Origin of the sequence: Caulobacter sp. DWR3-1-2 (assembly GCF_049896225.1) — a bacterium.
Classification (GTDB): Bacteria; Pseudomonadota; Alphaproteobacteria; order Caulobacterales; family Caulobacteraceae; genus Caulobacter.
This window is the reverse complement of record NZ_JAFCTW010000002.1, coordinates 76,390-94,105: the sequence shown is the minus strand read 5'-3', so window position 1 is coordinate 94,105 and position 17,716 is coordinate 76,390. Positions and strand designations below refer to the sequence as shown.

At 66.8% G+C, this 17,716-nt stretch carries 16 protein-coding genes; 12 read left to right on the top strand and 4 right to left on the bottom strand.

Annotated elements, in window-relative coordinates; translation table 11 throughout:
- The first annotated feature begins 126 nt into the window (after nucleotides 1–126).
- The 3 genes from mgtE (at nucleotide 127) to ACP696_RS02660 (ending at nucleotide 4,245) form a co-directional block, all read left to right on the top strand.
- Nucleotides 127–1,581: a magnesium transporter gene (gene mgtE / locus ACP696_RS02670; protein WP_426012670.1), complete on the top strand. Its 1,455-nt coding sequence runs from the start codon at nucleotides 127–129 to the stop codon at nucleotides 1,579–1,581.
- A 139-nt stretch (nucleotides 1,582–1,720) separates the two neighbouring features.
- On the top strand, nucleotides 1,721–2,995 hold the full coding sequence (gene spmX, locus ACP696_RS02665; RefSeq protein ID WP_426012668.1) for a lysozyme-family localization factor SpmX: 1,275 nt from the start codon (nucleotides 1,721–1,723) through the stop codon (nucleotides 2,993–2,995).
- Nucleotides 2,996–3,075: 80 nt separating this feature from the next.
- A complete protein-coding gene (locus ACP696_RS02660; protein ID WP_426012666.1) occupies nucleotides 3,076–4,245 on the top strand; it encodes an isovaleryl-CoA dehydrogenase in 1,170 nt (389 codons plus the stop codon).
- A 371-nt stretch (nucleotides 4,246–4,616) separates the two neighbouring features.
- Here ACP696_RS02660 and ACP696_RS02655 read toward each other — a convergent pair whose 3' ends face one another.
- Nucleotides 4,617–4,742, bottom strand: a complete 126-nt coding sequence (locus ACP696_RS02655; protein WP_426012664.1) for a hypothetical protein — start codon at nucleotides 4,740–4,742, stop codon at nucleotides 4,617–4,619.
- A 139-nt stretch (nucleotides 4,743–4,881) separates the two neighbouring features.
- Between ACP696_RS02655 and ACP696_RS02650 the strand changes: the two genes are divergently transcribed.
- Complete coding sequence (locus ACP696_RS02650; protein WP_426043435.1) at nucleotides 4,882–5,658, top strand: methyltransferase domain-containing protein; 777 nt, start codon at nucleotides 4,882–4,884, stop codon at nucleotides 5,656–5,658.
- Here the strand turns inward: ACP696_RS02650 and ACP696_RS02645 are convergent.
- Nucleotides 5,639–7,399: a patatin-like phospholipase family protein gene (locus ACP696_RS02645; RefSeq protein ID WP_426043505.1), complete on the bottom strand. Its 1,761-nt coding sequence runs from the start codon at nucleotides 7,397–7,399 to the stop codon at nucleotides 5,639–5,641. The genes ACP696_RS02650 and ACP696_RS02645 overlap by 20 nt on opposite strands.
- A 112-nt stretch (nucleotides 7,400–7,511) precedes the next feature.
- On the opposite strand from ACP696_RS02645, the gene ACP696_RS02640 reads away from it, so the two are divergent.
- The 5 genes from ACP696_RS02640 (at nucleotide 7,512) to ACP696_RS02620 (ending at nucleotide 13,013) form a co-directional block, all read left to right on the top strand.
- Entirely contained in the window at nucleotides 7,512–9,119 is a 1,608-nt protein-coding gene (locus ACP696_RS02640) for a carboxyl transferase domain-containing protein (RefSeq protein ID WP_426043434.1), read from the top strand.
- A 2-nt stretch (nucleotides 9,120–9,121) separates the two neighbouring features.
- Complete coding sequence (locus ACP696_RS02635; RefSeq protein WP_426043433.1) at nucleotides 9,122–9,664, top strand: GNAT family N-acetyltransferase; 543 nt, start codon at nucleotides 9,122–9,124, stop codon at nucleotides 9,662–9,664.
- Nucleotides 9,661–10,500 (top strand): enoyl-CoA hydratase-related protein, encoded by an 840-nt coding sequence (locus tag ACP696_RS02630; RefSeq protein WP_426012658.1) that lies wholly within the window; start codon nucleotides 9,661–9,663, stop codon nucleotides 10,498–10,500. Before ACP696_RS02635 ends, ACP696_RS02630 begins: the two co-directional genes overlap by 4 nt.
- A gap of 48 nt (nucleotides 10,501–10,548) precedes the next feature.
- Nucleotides 10,549–12,522, top strand: a complete 1,974-nt coding sequence (locus ACP696_RS02625) for a biotin carboxylase N-terminal domain-containing protein (protein WP_426043432.1) — start codon at nucleotides 10,549–10,551, stop codon at nucleotides 12,520–12,522.
- Nucleotides 12,523–12,611: 89 nt separating this feature from the next.
- Entirely contained in the window at nucleotides 12,612–13,013 is a 402-nt protein-coding gene (locus tag ACP696_RS02620) for a DUF1489 family protein (protein WP_426012654.1), read from the top strand.
- 108 nt (nucleotides 13,014–13,121) lie between these two features.
- Here ACP696_RS02620 and panC read toward each other — a convergent pair whose 3' ends face one another.
- Nucleotides 13,122–13,982 carry a pantoate--beta-alanine ligase gene (gene panC, locus ACP696_RS02615; RefSeq protein WP_426012652.1) on the bottom strand — a complete coding sequence of 287 codons (861 nt, stop codon included), beginning with the start codon at nucleotides 13,980–13,982 and terminating at the stop codon, nucleotides 13,122–13,124.
- 181 nt (nucleotides 13,983–14,163) lie between these two features.
- Here panC and ACP696_RS02610 point away from each other — a divergent pair, with 181 nt between their 5' ends.
- Nucleotides 14,164–15,000, top strand: a complete 837-nt coding sequence (locus tag ACP696_RS02610; RefSeq protein ID WP_426012650.1) for a division plane positioning ATPase MipZ — start codon at nucleotides 14,164–14,166, stop codon at nucleotides 14,998–15,000.
- Nucleotides 15,001–15,028: 28 nt separating this feature from the next.
- Complete coding sequence (locus tag ACP696_RS02605) at nucleotides 15,029–15,451, top strand: molecular chaperone DnaJ (RefSeq protein WP_426012649.1); 423 nt, start codon at nucleotides 15,029–15,031, stop codon at nucleotides 15,449–15,451.
- Between the two features lie 109 nt (nucleotides 15,452–15,560).
- On the opposite strand, the gene ACP696_RS02600 is transcribed toward ACP696_RS02605, so the two are convergent.
- Nucleotides 15,561–16,874, bottom strand: coding sequence for a serine hydrolase (locus ACP696_RS02600; protein ID WP_426012647.1), 1,314 nt, complete (start codon nucleotides 16,872–16,874; stop codon nucleotides 15,561–15,563).
- Between the two features lie 296 nt (nucleotides 16,875–17,170).
- On the opposite strand from ACP696_RS02600, the gene ACP696_RS02595 reads away from it, so the two are divergent.
- Nucleotides 17,171–17,605, top strand: coding sequence for a phasin family protein (locus tag ACP696_RS02595; RefSeq protein WP_426031752.1), 435 nt, complete (start codon nucleotides 17,171–17,173; stop codon nucleotides 17,603–17,605).
- The last annotated feature ends 111 nt before the right edge of the window (nucleotides 17,606–17,716 follow it).

Here is a 17,716-nt window from a genome sequence, read left to right as displayed (position 1 = left end):
CGCGCTTGGCGAAATCGGTTTCCGACTCGCTGGGCGCGCTCTACCCATTTCTGGAGAAGGGGTTTGCCCTTCTCGCAACTTCGGAATAACCCGCAGGACGCAACGCTTACAGTTCAGGAGACGCCCATGACCCGGGAAACTGTCGACCTGACCGACGAGGCGCGTCACAACCTGCTGATCCCAGAACCGGAAGCGGTCGAGGATCTCGAAGACCTCGCCCTTGGCGACGACTACGCCCTCAATCCCGAATATGTCGAGATGGTCATCGACGCGGCCGACCGCGGCGACACGGCTCGTCTGCGCGAGCTGGTCCACGCGCTGGAGCCGGCCGACGTCGCCGACCTGATGGGCTTCCTGTCGGCCGCCTACCGCGAAGAGGTGATCCCGGTCCTCGACCCGGAATGGCTGGGCGAGATCATCGCCGAACTGGACGACAATCTGCGCGAGGAGGTGCTGGAGGCCACGCCGTCGGCGACCCTGGCGAGGGCGCTGGAGGAGCTGGACTCTGACGACGCCGCCGACGTCATCGACGACCTGGACGCCGGCAAGCGCGCCCAGGTGCTGGCCGCCATGGACGAGGGCGACCGCGCCGCCATCGAGACCAGCCTGTCCTACGAGGACGAAACGGCCGGCCGCCTGATGCAGCGCGAGTTCCTGGCCGCGCCGCAGTTCTGGACCGTGGGCCAGACCATCGACCATGTCCGGGTGTCGGGCGACCACCTGCCGGAGCTGTTTTTCGACGTCTATGTGGTGGACCCGTCGTTCACCCCGGTCGGCGCCCTGCCGATCAGCCTGCTGCTGACCAGCAAGCTGGAGACCCCCCTGGCCGAGATCATGGAGGCTGTGACCGAGATCACCGTCGACATGGACCAGGAGGAGGTGGCCTACATCTTCGACAAGTACCACCTGATCAGCGCCCCGGTGGTCGAGGCCGGCGGACGGCTGGTGGGCCAGATCACCGTCGATGACATCGTTGGGGTCATCCGCGAAGAAGCGGAAGAAGACATCCTGGCCCTGGCCGGCGTGAGCGACGCGGGGCGTGACGCCACCGTGGTCGATATCGTCAAGGCCCGCCTGCCGTGGTTGCTGCTCAACCTGATCACCGCCACCATCGCCGTCAGCGGCGTGGCGGTATTCCAGGACGAGATCGCCCAGCTGGTGGCCCTGGCCATCCTGATGCCGATCGTCTCGTCGCTCGGCGGCAACGCCGGCACCCAGACCCTGGCGGTGGCCGTGCGGGCCCTGGCCAGCAAGGAGCTGACCACCGCCAACGCTCGCCGGATCATCCTGCGGGAACTCGGCGTCGGCCTGGTCAACGGCTTTACCCTGGCCGTGGTGATGGGCGGGGCGACCTACCTGTTCTTTGGCCCGAAGGACCACCACGGTAAGCTAGCGATCATCGTCGGCCTGGCCCTGATCACCAATATCTTCACCGCGGCGGTCGGCGGCATCCTGGCGCCGCTGGCCCTGGCCAAGATGGGACGCGACCCAGCCGTGTCGTCGTCGATCTTCGTCACCTTCTTGACCGACTTCACCGGCTTCTTCGCGGTGCTGCTGATCGCGGCGCTGTTGTTGCACTAGCGCCCCCTACAAGCTGCTCTTACCGACGAAAGTCGGGACCCAAGCGGCAGTGCAGGGATGGCGCTGAAGAACGGCGCCCATCTTGCGCGGAGTCTCTCGAACGCATCCGCGTCTGTCTCAAACTGGGTCATCTCTGGCGATGAAACCGCGTTATCAGGTCTCCCGCGCCGCCGTCGATCTCATCAAGAGGTTCGAGGGTTACCGGATGAAAGCCGCGCAGCTGCCCGACGGGCGCTGGACGCTGGGCTATGGCCACACCCTGACCGCCCGAGCTGGCGCCTCTGTCTCGGAACAGGACGCCGAAGCTCTGCTGCTTTATGACCTGATCACCGTGGCCCATGCGGTGAACGAGAACGTCTACACCCCGCTGAACCAGAACCAGTTCGACGCCCTGGCCTGTTTCGCCTTCAATATCGGCACCGACAACTTCGTCCATTCGGGCGTGCTGCGTCGGCTTAACGAGGGCGCGCTGTTGCAGGCCGCCGGCGCGATGGAGATGTGGCGCAAGGCCGATTTCGAGGGCGAACGGATCGTCATCGACGCCTTGGTGCGCCGCCGCTCGGCCGAGAAGACGCTGTTCCTGACGCCGACCGACGGCAACTGGGTGGCCGCGCCAAGCTCGGTGCTGCGGCCCAAGGTCGACCATGACGCCGGCGCCCTGATCCCTGCCCAAACTCCGGCCGCTATCACCACCTCCCTGGAGGGCGACCGCGCCGTCGCCCACCGCGAGGACGCTTCGCCCGTCCTGCTGACCAAGGAGTCGCGGCCCAGCGCCAGCGAGCAGGCCGCCGCCGCAGTCGGCGCCCGGCTGGAAGCCATCCTGCCCGACGAGGCCGCGGCGATCGCCGCCGCCTTGCCCAGCCAGGACCTGGTTCTGCCCGAGCCGCCTGTGGCCGCCTCTGGCCAGCTGTCGGCCGTGCTCTATCAGAAGCCCGCAGAGCCCCTCCTGGCCGAGCCCGGGCCCGCGCCATTCCAGCTGACATCGGAAGAGCCCGCGGCCGAGCCGGTCTTTGCGCCGCCGCCGGAGCCCGAGGCGCCGCTCCCCGAGGCGCCGCTCGTTGCCGAGCCAAACCTGTTCGAGCCCCCCAGGGTGCGCGTCGGCGGCTCGGTGTTCAATCTGGGCGGCTTCTCGACCAGCGCCGAGGTCGACCTCGAACCGCAGGACGTGCCGTTCGCGGAAGCTCAGCCGCACGCCTTTGGCGGGGTTAGCCTGCTGGTCAGCCTGGGCCTGCTCGGCCTGGCGCTGTTTGGCGGTGGTATCCTGTGGAACCTCAGCGTCGGGGCCAATGAGGGCCTGTCGCCCATCAAGATGTTCGGCTGGGCCGCCAGCGTGATCGGCATGATCTGCTTCGCCACCTCGGCCTATCTGCTGATGCGACGCCTGGGCGATCCCGATCTCGAGAACGAAGACTAGACCCTCGATCCCTCGCACCGAGAGCATGAACGCCCGCAGGTCTGCTTGATCTGCGGGCGTTTGTGCTATGTGTTCGCCCCATGACGAACCAAACCTCACCTTCGATGGACTTCGCGCTGGGCGAGACGGCCGACGCGATCCGAGACACCACCGCCCGCTTCGCGGCCGACCACATCGCGCCGATCGCGGCCAGGATCGACCAGACCAACAGCTTCCCACGCGAACTGTGGGTCCCGATGGGCGACCTAGGCTTGCACGGGATCACCGTTGAAGAAGAGTTTGGCGGCCTGGGCCTGGGCTATCTCGAGCACGTGATCGCCATGGAGGAGGTCAGCCGCGCCTCTGCCTCGGTGGGGCTAAGCTACGGCGCCCACTCGAATCTCTGCGTCAACCAGATCCGCCGCTGGGGCACGCCGGAGCAGAAGACGCGCTACCTGCCCAAGCTGATCAGCGGCGAGCATGTCGGCGCGCTGGCCATGAGCGAGGCCGGTTCGGGATCGGACGTGGTGTCGATGAAGTTGAAGGCCGAGTTGGTCGGCGATCGCTACGTGCTGAACGGCACGAAATTCTGGATCACCAACGCCCCGCATGCCGACACCCTGGTGGTCTATGCCAAGACCGCCAATGGACAAGAGGGCTCGCGACGAATCACGGCCTTCCTGATCGAAAAGGACATGAAGGGCTTCAGCGTCAGCAATAAGCTCGACAAGATGGGCATGCGGGGCAGCGACACCGCCGAGTTGGTCTTTGAGGACTGCGAGGTCCCGGAAGAGAACGTCATGGGCCCGGTGGGCGGCGGCGTCGGCGTGTTGATGAGCGGCCTGGACTACGAGCGCGCCGTGCTTTCGGGCGGGCCTCTAGGCATCATGCAGGCCTGCCTGGACGTGGTGCTGCCCTATGTCCGCGACCGCAAGCAGTTTGGCCAGGCGATCGGCTCGTTCCAGCTGATGCAGGGCAAGGTGGCCGACATGTACGTGGCCCTCAACTCGGCCCGGGCCTATGTCTATGCCGTGGCGCGGGCCTGCGACGCCGGCAAGACCACGCGGTTCGACGCGGCGGGGGCGATCCTGATGGCGTCTGAAAACGCGGTGAAGGTGTCGCTGGAGGCTGTTCAGGCCCTGGGTGGGGCGGGTTACACCAAGGAATGGCCGGTGGAGCGGCTGGTGCGCGACGCCAAGCTGTACGACATCGGCGCGGGCACCAACGAGATCCGGCGGTTCCTGATCGGGCGGGAACTGGTCGGGGCGTGAATGCGGACGGGACAGGCCAATGGGCCTGTCCCGTCCGCATCCGGGAATGAAAAAGGGCCGTCCCGATTACTCGAGACAGCCCTCCATCGTCGTAGCCGCATCGCGGCGTGACTCGAACCTTAGGCGTGCAACGCCCTCAGTTGGAAACCTCGTTCTTCAGGCTCCAGGTCACTCGCGACCTCGGTTGGAGACAATGAGACACTGGTCACCTCCTTTCAGATGTTGAACAACACGATAGGAATATGGGCGCCGATCGGCCGTCCTGCAAAGGGGGAATATCGCGACAGCGTGTCGGGGGCGGGCCGTGCTCGAAAAGGGTACCCCCGGGTCGCGCAAAGGGGGGAATGCGCGACCCGGGTCTGCGTCACCGATCAGGCGTAGAGGGCTCGCCCGACCAGGATGACGAAGGTCCAAAAACCGGTGTTGAGAACCAGCATGCCCGCGCGCTGAACGTTCAAAGAGGGGGCTTTGGCGGCGAGTGCGACGGCGCGGTTCATTTCGGTTTTCCTTCCCGTGGCGCCAGGATCTGCGCCTTAACTGAACATAGGCACGGTCAGGTTCCGGACCTATGCGACAAAAGCGACCATTTGGTGCAAATGAGCGGACCGATTGTCGCAGCTTGACCGTGGAGCGCGGATGCCGACCTGGGACCCCGACGTCTATCAACGCTACAAGGCCTATCGCGATCGTCCGGCCCTGGACCTGATGCTGCAGATACCGCGCGACTTGGATCCGCAGGAGATCTGGGACCTGGGCTGCGGCACGGGCGAGCACGCGACCTTGTTGGCCGCCCGGCATCCTCGGGCCAAGGTGCATGGCCTGGATTCCAGTCCGGAAATGCTGGCGCGCGGCCAGGCGATGCGCGGCGACATCGACTGGGTGCTTGGCGACATCGCCACCTTCGCGCCCGACGTCGCGCCCGACCTGATCTTTACAAACGCCGCCCTGCAATGGCTCGAGGGCCACGAGACGCTGTTCCCACGGCTGATGGGTCTGCTGGCCCCGGGCGGCGTCCTGGCCTGCCAGATCCCGGTGGTGGCCGACGACGGCTGGCGGCGCAGCCTGCGCGAGGTGGCGCGAGACGGGCCGTGGGCGGATCGACTCGGTGCACTGGCGCCGGTGCGGTCCGAGGCCGATCCACGGTCCTATCATGACTGGTTGTCTTCGCTCAGCGCTGACCTCGACATCTGGGTGACCACCTATGTCCACGCGCTGGGCGGGGAAGACCCCCTCATCGATTGGACGTCGGGGACCAGCCTCAAGCCCTATCTGGAGGCCCTGAGCGATCCGGCCGAGCGCGCGGCGTTCCTGGCGACTTGGCGCGCGCGGCTGGCGGTCGACTATCCGCGCCGCGACGACGGCGTGACCCTGTTCCCGTTCCCTCGACTGTTCATCATCGCCCAGCGCTACTGACCGGCGCGCGGGCCAAGTCGGCGAGGCTGGGGCGGCGGCGCAGTTCGGTGACCGGCTTGGCCACACTGTCCAGGACCATGGCCGCGGCGGTCTTGCCGGCCGTTACCGCAGGCTCGAAGGCCCGCCAGTCGCGGATGTCGATCTTGTCGAGCTTCGGGGTGATCAGCACGTCGGACGCCTCGCGGCTGGCGGTCAGGTCGCGGCCGGTCGAGACCGTGGCGGCCCGCATCAGCAGGGCGACGATCGGCGGCCCCTTGCGCCACTCGCCCGACCAGAACCAGGTCCACAGCGAGGCCGGGAGATCGACGTCCTCGGCGGTGATGCTGCGGCCCCGCGTGACGTCGACCCCGACAATGGGACCCAGATGGAAGGCCCGCATCACGTCGGCCGGGAAGTTCTTCATCACCGCCCCGTCGACCAGCACCGAATTGCCCATGGCCACCGGCGGAAGCACGCCGGGGAGGGAGATCGAGGCGCGCAGGGCGTCCTGCAGAACGCCTTGGCGGTGCAGGTGGTAGGAGCCCGAGGTCAGGTTCGACGAGACGCAAAAGAACGGCAGCCACAGGTCGGCGATCTCGATCGCGTCGAAATGCTCCCCCAGCCGCGCCTTGACCTTCAGGCCGCGGGTCATGGCCACCAGCGGGAAGGCAATGTCGTCCAGCGGGCTGGTCTCGACGAAGGCCTTGCGGATGCGGGTCTCCATCTCGCCGTCGTCCCAGCCCATGGCCAGGCCGGCGGCGACCACGGCCCCCATCGACGCGCCGCCGACAAAGTCGATCGGAACGCCGCGCTCGCGCAGAGCCTGGATGGCGCCGATATGGGCATAGGCGCGGGCGCCGCCGCCGGACAGCACCAGGCCCACCGACTGGCCGGTCAGCACCCGCGCTAGGCGCTGCACGTCGGCCATGCCGTTCTCGCGCAGATGGAACAGTCGCGCGGCCTGGGTGGCGTCGAGCCACTCCGCCGAGCCCTTGGGGTGGGTCACGCTGGCCGGCTGAAGCAGGATCAGGTCGACCAGCCGCTGGTCCTGCAGCGGGCCGGAAGCGTAGGAGGGGATCACCGGCGGCGGGGCGCGATCGCCCTGGCCGACGCGGAACAGGCGGTCCACCTGCCGGCCCACCACATGCTTCCAGGCGGTCTCGTGGGCCTCGGCCACGTACAGCACGAAGTCGTGCCGGCGCTCGACGCTGCTGAACCACTCGGTCGGGGCCAGCAAGGATTCGGCGCCTTCGACGGTGACCGAATAGCCCAGGGTCTCGACGGCGTGGGCGATGCGGTCGATGATCGGTCGGATCAGCTTGCCCGGCTCCACTGCGATGAAGCCATAGACCGACGGATCGCCGATCGAGGCGTGGGCGCCGGCGTTGCGGGCCCGGCGGATCATCAGCCGCGACAGCTCGATCATCACCTCGGGGTCGCGCTCAACCGCCTCGAAGAAAGCGGCGCGGGGCAGGGCCAGGATCTCCGAATCGCGCAGGGCGACCAGGTTGGCCGAGTGGGGCGCGCCGGCGATCATCGACATCTCGCCGGCCGGTTCGCCAGGCCGGATCACCCCCAGGAACTGGGTCTCCTGACCTTCCTCGCGCCGAAACGCGCCAAGCCGGCCGGTGCGCACGAAGTAGAGATAGTCCGCCGCCTCGCCAGGCGCGTACAGTGTCGCGCCGCCTGGAAGGGAGAACCAGGCGGCGTCGCCTTCGCGATGTTCTTGCGCGAAGAGCCGGGCGAGGGCCGTATCGGCCATGAAGTCGGGCAGGGTGACCACGGTAGGACGCTAACTTGAACCGCGGAACTTGACCATCGAAGGTCAAAAACTGCGGCTTTCAGTGGGAAACGGAAAAGGCTATGCCTCGCTAATGCCGAAGATGAACACGGGTATCGACAAAAACGGCGTGTTGTTCGCCAAAAACGCCGCGCACAACCGCGACCTCGTTCAGACCCTGCGCGCAAGGGTCGCGGTCGCGGCTCTGGGCGGTCCGGAAAGCGCACGGACCCGGCACACGGCGCGCGGCAAGCTGCTGCCGCGCCAGCGTGTCGAGCGGCTGCTGGACCCCGGCTCGCCGTTCCTGGAGATCGGCCAATTGGCGGCCTGCGACCTCTATAATGGCGAGGCCCCCGGGGCCGGCATCATCACCGGCATCGGCCGGGTGTCGGGTCGCGAGGTGATGATCGTCGCCAATGACGCCACCGTGAAGGGCGGCGCCTATTTCCCGATGACCGTGAAAAAGCACCTGCGCGCCCAGGAAATCGCGGCCCAGAACCGCCTGCCATGTGTCTATCTGGTCGACAGCGGCGGCGCGAACCTGCCCCACCAGGCCGAGGTGTTTCCCGATCGCGATCACTTCGGCCGCATCTTCTTCAACCAGGCCCGGATGAGCGCCCAGGGCATCGCCCAGATCGCCTGCGTCATGGGCTCGTGCACGGCCGGCGGCGCCTATGTGCCGGCCATGAGCGACGAGACGGTGATCGTTCGGGGCCAAGGCACCATCTTCCTGGCCGGCCCGCCGCTGGTGAAGGCCGCCACGGGCGAGATCATCAGCGCCGAGGAACTGGGCGGGGCCGACACCCACGGCCGTCGGTCGGGCGTGGTGGACCATGTGGCCAATGACGACGAGCACGCGCTGGAGATCGTCCGTTCGATCGTCGCCAACCTCAATAACACCAAGCGCGTCGAGACCGAGATCCACGACGCCAAGCCGCCGCTGCATGACCCGGCCGAGCTCTACGGTGTCGTCCCGACCGACGTTCGCGCGCCCTACGATGTGCGCGAAGTGATCGCCCGCATCGTCGACGGCAGCGCGTTCGACGAGTTCAAGGCGCTGTACGGTACGACCCTGGTCTGCGGCTTCGCCCGGATCTGGGGCATGCCGGTGGCGATCCTGGCCAATAACGGCGTGCTGTTCAGTGAGAGCGCCGTCAAGGGCGCGCACTTCATCGAGCTGGCCTGCAAGCGCAAGATCCCGCTGGTGTTCCTGCAGAACATCTCGGGCTTCATGGTCGGCGGCAAGTACGAGGCCGGCGGCATCGCCAAGGACGGCGCCAAGCTGGTCACGGCGGTGGCCTGCGCCGAAGTGCCCAAGTTCACCGTCCTGATCGGCGGGTCCTTCGGAGCGGGAAATTACGGCATGTGTGGTCGGGCCTACAGCCCGCGCTTCCTGTTCACCTGGCCCAACAGCCGCATCTCGGTGATGGGCGGCGAGCAGGCCGCCAGCGTCCTTTCCACGATCAGGCGCGACGGAATGGAGGCCAAGGGCGAGACCTGGGCGGCCGAGGACGAGGAAGCCTTCAAGGCGCCGATCCGCGCCCGCTACGAGGAAGAGGGCGATCCCTACCACGCCACCGCCCGCCTGTGGGACGACGGCATCATCGACCCGGCCCAGACCCGCGACGTGCTGGGCCTGGCGATCTCGGCTTCGTTGAACGCCCCGATCCCGGAGACGACGTTCGGCGTGTTCCGAATGTAGCCATGGCCCACACCCCGCACCCCCACCTGCTGCCCTGGAGCGAGGCGCTGTTCCCGGCTTGGGAAGCGCTGAACCAGGATCCGTTGATCGCCCATTGGCTGGGCGGCAGGATGAGCGCGGAGAAAAGCCGCGCGACCTTCGAGCGGGTGGCGTCCGGGCTTGCGGACAAAGGCTGGGGCGTTTGGGCGGTGTTGAATGAGGCGGGCGAGGCCGTGGGGGCGGCGGGGCTGCATGTCCTGGACGACGATTGGAAGTTCGACGGCGTCGAGGCGATGTGGCGATTGAGGACGGACGCGGTGGGCCGTGGCCTGGTTTCGACCGTGATGCCCGCAATCCTTGCCGACGGCTTCGCGCGCCTGCCGATCGACGAGATCGTGGCCTTTACGGCGCGCTCGAACGTTCGATCCCAGGCGGTGATGCGGCGGCTGGGCTTTTCCCGCGACGAGGGCCGGGATTTCGATCATCCGACCCTGGCCGACGACCATCCGCTGCGACCGCATGTGATGTATTGCTTAGCCAGACCTCAGGAAGGCCAAGACCTATGACCAATCCCATCGCCGATCCGATCGTCGAGGTTCTCGACACCGACACCATGAGCCCGCTGGTCCATCTGGACTCGACGGCGGGCGGGGCGGTGACCGTCTGGATCAATCGGCCGGCCAAGAAGAACGCCTTTGACGCGGCGACGATCGCCGCCCTGCGCGAGGCCTTCGAGACCCTTCACGGCGCCGAAGGGGTGCGGATCGTCTTCCTGCGCGGCGTGGGGGGAGCGTTCAGCGCCGGGGCCGACCTGGAATGGATGCGCGCCGCCGCGGAGTGGAGCGAGGACGACAACCGGGCCGACGCGCTGGAACTGGCGCACATGCTCAAGGCCCTGCACGACATCCCGGCCCTGACCGTGGCCCTGGTCGAGGGGCCTGCGTTCGGCGGCGGCGCGGGCTTGGTCGCCGCTTGCGATCACGCCCTGGCCACGGCCGACGCCCGGTTCGCCTTTTCCGAGGTCAAGTTGGGCCTGACCCCGGCCACCATCAGTCCCTATGTGATCGCCGCCCTGGGTCCGCGCACCGCCAAGCTGCTGTTCGCCACCGGCCGGGTATTCGACGCCGACGCCGCGTGGAGCTACGGTCTGGTCGACGAAGTGTTTGATGACGCCGCCGGATTGGAAGCCGCCCAGGAGGCCCTGATCGAAGAGGTCGCCGCCTGCGCGCCCGGCGCGATCGCCGACGCCAAGGCGCTGGTCAACGACCTTGTCGGCCAAAAGATCGACCGGGGCCTGATCGACGAGACGGCAAAACGCATCGCGCGGAGGCGTGTGTCCGACGAAGGTCAAGAAGGCGTGCGCGCGTTTCTGGAACGCCGTAAGCCCTCCTGGACCATCTAGTCCGAAACTTGTTCGACCCCTCCCTGGCGCAGATCTAGGATTTCACCGTTGATCTCTTCCGTTCTGATCGCCAACCGCGGCGAGATCGCCCGCCGCATCATCCGCACCGCCCGCGAGCTGGGCGTGCGGACCATCGCGGTCTATTCGGAAGCCGACGCCGAGGCGCCATTCGTAATGGAGGCCGACATGGCGATCCTGATTGGCCCGGCGCCGGCGCGAGAAAGCTATCTGGTCCCCGAAAAGATCCTGGCCGCCGCCCGGCAATCTGGCGCCGAGGCCATCCACCCCGGCTACGGCTTCCTCTCCGAGAACGCCGACTTCGCCCAGGCGGTGATCGACGCGGGCCTGATCTGGATCGGCCCGCCGCCTAACGCCATCCGCGCCATGGGCCTGAAGGACGCCGCCAAGAAGGTGATGATCGCGGCGGGCGTGCCGACCACGCCCGGCTATCTGGGCGAGGACCAGTCCGCCCCGCGTTTGGCGGAAGAGGCGGCCAAGATTGGCTTCCCGGTGCTGATCAAGGCCGTCGCCGGCGGGGGCGGCAAGGGCATGCGCAAGGTCGAACGCGCCGAGGACTTCGCCGCCCTGCTGGCCTCCTGCCAACGCGAGGCGTCGGCCAGCTTCGGCGACGACCGCGTGTTGCTGGAGAAATACGTCACCCGGCCCCGTCACATCGAGGTGCAGGTGTTCGGCGACAGCCACGGCAATGTCGTCCACCTGTTCGAGCGCGATTGTTCGCTGCAGCGCCGCCACCAGAAGGTCATCGAGGAGGCCCCGGCCCCCGGCATGGACGAGGCCACCCGCGCCGCCGTCTGCAACGCGGCGGTCAAGGCGGCCCAGGCCGTCGGCTATGTGGGAGCCGGCACGGTGGAGTTCATCGCAGACGCCTCGGACGGCCTGCGCGCCGACCGAATCTGGTTCATGGAGATGAACACCCGGCTCCAGGTCGAGCACCCGGTCACCGAGATGGTCACCGGCCAGGACTTGGTAGAATGGCAGCTTCTGGTAGCCTCGGGCGAGCCATTGCCGCTGGAGCAGCACGAGATCGTGCTCGACGGCTGGGCCATGGAGGCCCGCCTCTATGCCGAAAACCCGGCCACGGGCTTCTTACCCTCGACCGGTCCGCTGATCCATTTCCGCTTGCCGGAGGGTGACGTGCGGGTCGACAGCGCTGTGGAGGAGGGCGGCGAGGTCACGCCGTTCTACGACCCGATGATCGCCAAGCTGATCGCCCATGGTGTCGATCGCGAGGACGCCGCGGCGCGCCTGGCCGAGGCCTGCCGGCTGGTCGAGGTCTATCCGGTCAAGACCAACGCCGCCTTCCTGGCCAAGTGCGCCAGCCATCCCGACTTCATCGCGGGCGACGTCGATACCGGCTTCATCGAGGCCCGGCTGGAGGAACTGACGGCGCGAAACTTCTCCGACGCGCCGACCCTGGCGGCGATCGGCCAACGGCTGGAGGCCTTCATGGAGGCCGACACGCCCAAGGCCGACGTCTGGAACGGAGGGCCGTCGCGCCTATCGGGCTTTCGTATGAACGCGCCTCGGGCGGCCATGGACCTGCCGATGTCGGTGGACGGCAAGGTCGTGCCGCTGCGGGTGGCCCTCGCTGGTGGTGCGGGCGACGACTGGTCGTGGGACATCACGGTCGAGGACGGCCGGCCGCTCGACGACGTCGACGTTCTGCCTTCGGCGTTCGGCGATGACCCGCTCTATGTCTTTGAAGGCGGCGACGTTCGTGAGTTCGACTTCACGCCGAAGGTCGGGGCGGCTCACGTTTCGGCCTCGGACGGCGCGATCCTGTCGCCGATGCCGGGCAAGATCGTCTCGGTGGACGTCGAGGCCGGGCAGACGGTCACCAAGGGCCAGACCCTGCTGACCCTCGAGGCCATGAAGATGGAGCACGCCCTGGCCGCCCCGTTCGACGGGGTGGTGGCCGAACTGTCAGCCATCGCCGGCGGCCAGGTCAGCGAGGGCGTGGTGCTGGCGCGACTGGAGCCCGCGCTGGCCGTAGCGTCCTAGGAACAGACGAGGACATGCCCATGGGCATGTCCTCCATCGCATCCACGTCGGCTCTTTCCTCGGCGCGGCGCGCGCCCTAAGTACCCGCCATGCCTCTGCACATTATCAAGCTGGTCGTCGGTTGCGACACCATCGACGACCTCGTCGCCTGGCACACCGACGCCGCCAGGCCCTGGATCATGCAAACCCGCATGACGCCCAAGCGGGTCGACGAGGTGCTGGAGGGCGGTTCGCTGTACCGGGTGATCAAGGGCCAGATCCTGTGCCGCCAGACGATCCTGGCCATCGACACGATCGGCGAAGGCCCGGCCTCGCGCTGCGAGGTCACCGTCGATCGCAACCTCGTGCGCGTCGCCCCGACCCCGCGACGGCCGTTCCAGGGCTGGCGCTACCTGCAGCACGCCGACATCCCGCCGGACCTCACTGAGGGCGAGGCAGCCGAGATGCCGGCCGACCTGGCGCGACAACTGCGCGAACTGGGCGCCTGGTAGGACTCTAGAGCAGTTTTCGAGCGAAGTGGTTCCGGTTCGCGTGAAGAAAAATGTGTCAAAACAAAAGATTAGAGCTCCCGGCCTGACGCAGTCAGGTCGGGAAATGCTCTAGACAGCGATGTTGTCGATCAGCCGGGTCTTGCCTAACCAGGCGGCGACCAGGATGCGGCCCTGGGCGTCGCCGATCGGGCCGGGACCCAGGCGCGACAGACCGCTGGCCTCACGGACGTCAAAATAGTCGATCTGGCGGAAGCCGGCGTTGATCAGCGCGGTCTTGCCAACGGCCTCGGCGTCGTCGATCCGGCCGCCGGCGGCGACAGCCTCGGCGGCGGCCTTGAGGGCGGTGGGAAGGGTGACGGCGGCGGCGCGTTCCTCGGGGCTGAGATAGGCGTTGCGCGAGGAGAGGGCCAGGCCGTCCGCAGCCCGCGCGGTCGGGGCGCCGATGATTTCGACGGGCAGGTCCAGGTCGCGCACCACCCGCTTGATGACCTGGAGTTGTTGGTAGTCCTTTTCGCCGAACAGGGCGATGTCGGCTTGGCTCTGGATCAGCAGCTTGGCGACGACCGTAGCCACGCCGCCGAAGAACTGAGGCCTCGCAGCGCCTTCAAGGGGTTCGGAGACGCCCGTCAGGTTGATCGTTGTCGAGAAGCCTGGGGCGTACATCTCGTCGACGCCGGGCGCAAACAGCAGGTCGCAGCCAGCGGCGGCCAGCAGTTCGGCGTCGCGAGCCTCGCCGCGCGGGTACGAGTCGAAGTCTTCGTGCGGCGCGAATTGCTTGGGATTGACGAAGACGCTGGCCACGGTCCGCTGGGCGTGTTGCTGGCCCAGCCTGATCAGCGACAAGTGGCCGTCATGAAGCGCACCCATGGTCGGGATCAGCGCCACGCGATCTCCGGCCGTCTTCCAGCCCCGCACCTCGGCACGAAGGTCGGCGACGGTGCGGACGATTTTCGGGGCCGGATCAGACACGGCGAACTCCTGGACGAACAGGCGTTGGCTTATGAAGGACAGGGCCTCAAGCGTCCACCTGCGACAATGGGTCCACAGGGAAGCGGGCCGTGGATTGACGTCCAACCCTCTCAGGGCGTCTCTTGCATGTTAATCTTTCGCTAAGAGTCGCCGAGTCGGGCGGAAAGAAGGAAAGACAGCCATGGCCGAGCCGCGCGTCATCGTCGTCGGCAACGAGAAGGGCGGGGCGGGCAAGTCCACGATCGCCGTGCATCTGGCCACTGCCTTGCTGTATGGCGGCGCCAAGGTGGCGTTGATGGACCTGGACCTGCGCCAGTGCTCGACGATGCGGTTTTTCGAAAATCGCCAGGCCTGGGTCGCCGCCAATGGCGTGACCCTGCCCATGCCCATCCAGCAACGCCTGAGCGAGGATGACATCGCCCTGGCGGCCGGCCCGGAAACCGATCAGGTCGAGAAGTTCGAGGCCGCCTTCGTCGCCGCGCGCGACGCCGCCGACTTCGTGCTGATCGACACCCCAGGCGGCGACACCGCCATATCGCGCATGGCCCACGGCCTGGCCGACCTGATCGTCACCCCGATGAACGACAGTTTCGTCGATTTCGACATGCTGGGTCACATCGATCCGGTGACCATGGAACTGCAAAAGCCCAGCCTCTATTCGCTGACGGTGTGGGAAGCTCGCAAGGCCCGCGCCCTGTCGGGTCAGCGCCAGGCGCTGGACTGGGTGGTGCTGCGCAACCGCCTGGCCACCACCGAGGCCCGCAACCGCAAGCGCGTCGAGGATCGCCTGACCGCGCTCTCAAAGCGCGTCGGCTTCCGCATGGGTCCAGGTCTGCGCGACCGGGTGATCTATCGCGAACTGTTTCCGTTCGGCCTGACCATCGCCGACCTGTCGCCCCAGGTGCGTCCGGTGCCGGTGTCGTTGCAGCATCTGGCCGCGCGCCAGGAATTGCGGGCCCTGATGCATTCCCTTGGCCTGTCGGCCTTTTCCGGGGAAACTCTGCTCGCCGCCCAGTAAGTCGGGGCGGCGTCGGGACAGACGCTGAATGTTCTATCTGCTGCTAGGCGGCCTGCTGTTGCTGTTCATCCTGTCGGGTCGCGCCTCGCGCCTCTTGAAGGGGGATGGTTGGCGCGTGGGGGCAGGGGCCTTGGCCATCGTCTCATTCGCCGGCGCGGGTTATGCCGGCGTCCGCCAGGCCTGGGAAGTCTGCATCGTCCTTCTGGTGATCGGCATCTGGACGGCGACCACAGCCAGGCAGCGACCGATCATCCGCAAGGTCGTCGCGAAATCGGATGTCAGCCTGAGCGAGGCGCGCTCGATCCTCGGCGTAGGACCCCAGGCGTCCAAGGCGGAGGTCCAGGCGGCATATGCCCGCCTGATGCGCTTGGCCCATCCGGACAAGGGCGGCACGGCGGGTCTCGCCGCCCAGCTCAACGCCGCGCGAGATCGGTTGCTTGGCGGAAAATAGTCCGCCCTAGAGCATTTCCCGACCTGACTGCGTCAGGCCGTGAGCTCTAATCTTCTGTTTTGACGCATTTTTCTTCACGCGAACCGGAACCGCTTCGCTCGAAAATGCTCTAGCGCGGCGACAGGACCATGCACGGCTGACGCTTGGCGGTGATCGCCTGACAGGCGCCGCGGGCGGCGTCCGCGCTCAGGCCCTGGAATTGAGCGCGGAACGCCCCGCCCGCCGCGCCCTCGACCGCGCCTTCGGCATCGGCGACGAACCTGGCGAAGCGCGAGCGAACCAGCGAGATCTGCTCGCGGGCCAAGGCCTTGGATTGGAAGGCTCCAACCTGCACGCCCCACCCGCCCTTGGTCTTGCTGGGGGCGGGTTTGGCGCTGGCCTGGGCCTGACGCAGGGTCGGCGAGACCTTCATCGGCGGCGCGGCGCGCGGATTGTCGGTGAGCACGATCTTCAGGCCGGCCTGGTCGCCGTCGCCCTCTTCGGAGGAGGGACGCATGATCGGGCCGGTCGGCTCGTCTTCGTACAGGTTGGCGGCGATGGTCGTGCGTTCGCCGCGCGAACGACGCTTCATCACGTCGAAGCCCGTGGTCAACAGGTCTTCCATGTTGTTGTCGCGCCAGGCGGTCGAGGATCCGCCCAGGACCACGGCGATCAGTCGCCGTCCATCCTTCACGGCCGACCCGGCGAGGTTGTAACCAGAAGCGTTCGTGTAGCCGGTCTTCAGGCCGTCGAAGCCAGGCATGCTGGTCAGCAGCCGGTTGTGGCCGCGGATGTAGTTCCCCCGGAAATTGAAGCCGGTGATGCTGAAGTAGGAATAGTACTGCGGGAAGTCGCGCATCGTGGCCCGGGCCAGGATCGCCAAGTCACGGGCGGTGCTGATCTGGCGGCTGTCGGGAAGGCCCGAGGCGTTGACGAACCGGCTGTTGCGCATTCCCAATTCCTGACCACGCAAGGTCATCAGAGCAGCGAAGCGGCCTTCGCTGCCGCCGATTCGTTCGGACATGGCGACGGCGACGTCGTTGGCCGACTTCACGGCCATGGCGCGAATCGCTTCGTCCACGCTGACACTGTCGCCGACGGGCAGACCCAGTTTGGTCGGCGCCTGAGCGGCGGCGTGCGAGGAGATTGGCACTCGGTCGGTGAGCTTCAGGCGGCCTTCGCTAAGCGCCTCGAAGGTGAGGTAAAGCGTCATCACCTTGGTGACCGACGCGGGGTAGCGGGGGCTGTCAGCCCTTTTATCATAAAGCATTTCGCCGGAATTGGCGTCGATCACGATCGCCGCGTATTTTGGCTCGGCGGTGTTGAGTTGCAGATACGGGATCTGGGCCGCAGCCGTGTTCGGGGCGACCAGACCGCACAGCAGCGCGCTGGCAAGGCCAGCGGCGGCGAGAACAGAACGGGCGGACTTAAGCTTGGCGAACATGATCAATGCGTCCGTCTGAACTGAGCGGTTCCGCACCGCCACACGCGTACCCTAACATGCGCGTTGCCGCCTTACGCCAAAGTAAACAACTGGTGAGCGATTTCGCCGCGGACATGGATCTTTTCAAGGCGTTGCAGCGAAGCTTCAGCCCGCTGGCGATTGTTTCCGTTACGTAATGGTGCGCTGCACAAAAATCTTGACTGCTGCACTGCAACATGACACACCGGCGTTGTCCCAAATGCATGGGCGGGATCGTCGGTCCTGATCGTGCCCCGCCCTTTGCCAGGAGCTCCCCCATGGCCGCCGCCGAAACCTTGAAGAACACCGCTGAGCAATTCAGCACCGCCTCGAACCAAGCGTTCAAGGATGGCGTGGAAAAGTCCCTGGCCGCCCTGGCCGACGCCAACACCCAGTCGAAGAAAAACCTGGAAGCTGTCGTCGCCTCGGTAACCGCCGCCACCAAGGGCGCTGAAGCCCTCGGCGCCCAAGCCTTCGCCTATTCGAAGAAGGCCGCCGAAGATCAAGTGGCCGCCGCAAAGTCGCTGGCCGGCGCCAAGAGCGTCCAAGAAGCCGTCGAGCTGCAAACCGCTTGGGCCAAGTCGGCCCTGGAAGCCTACATCGCCCAGATGAGCAAGGCTTCGGAGATCGTCTCGGCCTCGATCAAGGACTCGGTCAAGCCGCTGAACGAACGCGTCACCGCCACAGTCGAAAAGCTGCAAGCCGCGCGCTAAACCTTCTGGCCTTCGGGTCATTAAAAACGCAGCTCAAGAGGCCCGGACCGGGAACGGTTCGGGCCTTTTTTCTTGTCCTGTCAGCGTGCGGCGCTAAGCATGGGCTCCAGT

Bases quoted from the DNA above. Each gene is read 5' to 3' on its own strand.
- mgtE (WP_426012670.1), top strand. From the start codon at position 127: ATGACCCGGGAAACTGTCGACCTGACCGACGAGGCGCGTCACAACCTG.
- spmX (WP_426012668.1), top strand. From the start codon at position 1,721: ATGAAACCGCGTTATCAGGTCTCCCGCGCCGCCGTCGATCTCATCAAG.
- ACP696_RS02660 (WP_426012666.1), top strand. From the start codon at position 3,076: ATGACGAACCAAACCTCACCTTCGATGGACTTCGCGCTGGGCGAGACG.
- ACP696_RS02655 (WP_426012664.1), bottom strand. From the start codon at position 4,742: ATGAACCGCGCCGTCGCACTCGCCGCCAAAGCCCCCTCTTTGAACGTT.
- ACP696_RS02650 (WP_426043435.1), top strand. From the start codon at position 4,882: ATGCCGACCTGGGACCCCGACGTCTATCAACGCTACAAGGCCTATCGC.
- ACP696_RS02645 (WP_426043505.1), bottom strand. From the start codon at position 7,399: ATGGCCGATACGGCCCTCGCCCGGCTCTTCGCGCAAGAACATCGCGAA.
- ACP696_RS02640 (WP_426043434.1), top strand. From the start codon at position 7,512: ATGCCGAAGATGAACACGGGTATCGACAAAAACGGCGTGTTGTTCGCC.
- ACP696_RS02635 (WP_426043433.1), top strand. From the start codon at position 9,122: ATGGCCCACACCCCGCACCCCCACCTGCTGCCCTGGAGCGAGGCGCTG.
- ACP696_RS02630 (WP_426012658.1), top strand. From the start codon at position 9,661: ATGACCAATCCCATCGCCGATCCGATCGTCGAGGTTCTCGACACCGAC.
- ACP696_RS02620 (WP_426012654.1), top strand. From the start codon at position 12,612: ATGCCTCTGCACATTATCAAGCTGGTCGTCGGTTGCGACACCATCGAC.
- ACP696_RS02610 (WP_426012650.1), top strand. From the start codon at position 14,164: ATGGCCGAGCCGCGCGTCATCGTCGTCGGCAACGAGAAGGGCGGGGCG.
- ACP696_RS02605 (WP_426012649.1), top strand. From the start codon at position 15,029: ATGTTCTATCTGCTGCTAGGCGGCCTGCTGTTGCTGTTCATCCTGTCG.
- ACP696_RS02600 (WP_426012647.1), bottom strand. From the start codon at position 16,874: ATGTTCGCCAAGCTTAAGTCCGCCCGTTCTGTTCTCGCCGCCGCTGGC.
- ACP696_RS02595 (WP_426031752.1), top strand. From the start codon at position 17,171: ATGGCCGCCGCCGAAACCTTGAAGAACACCGCTGAGCAATTCAGCACC.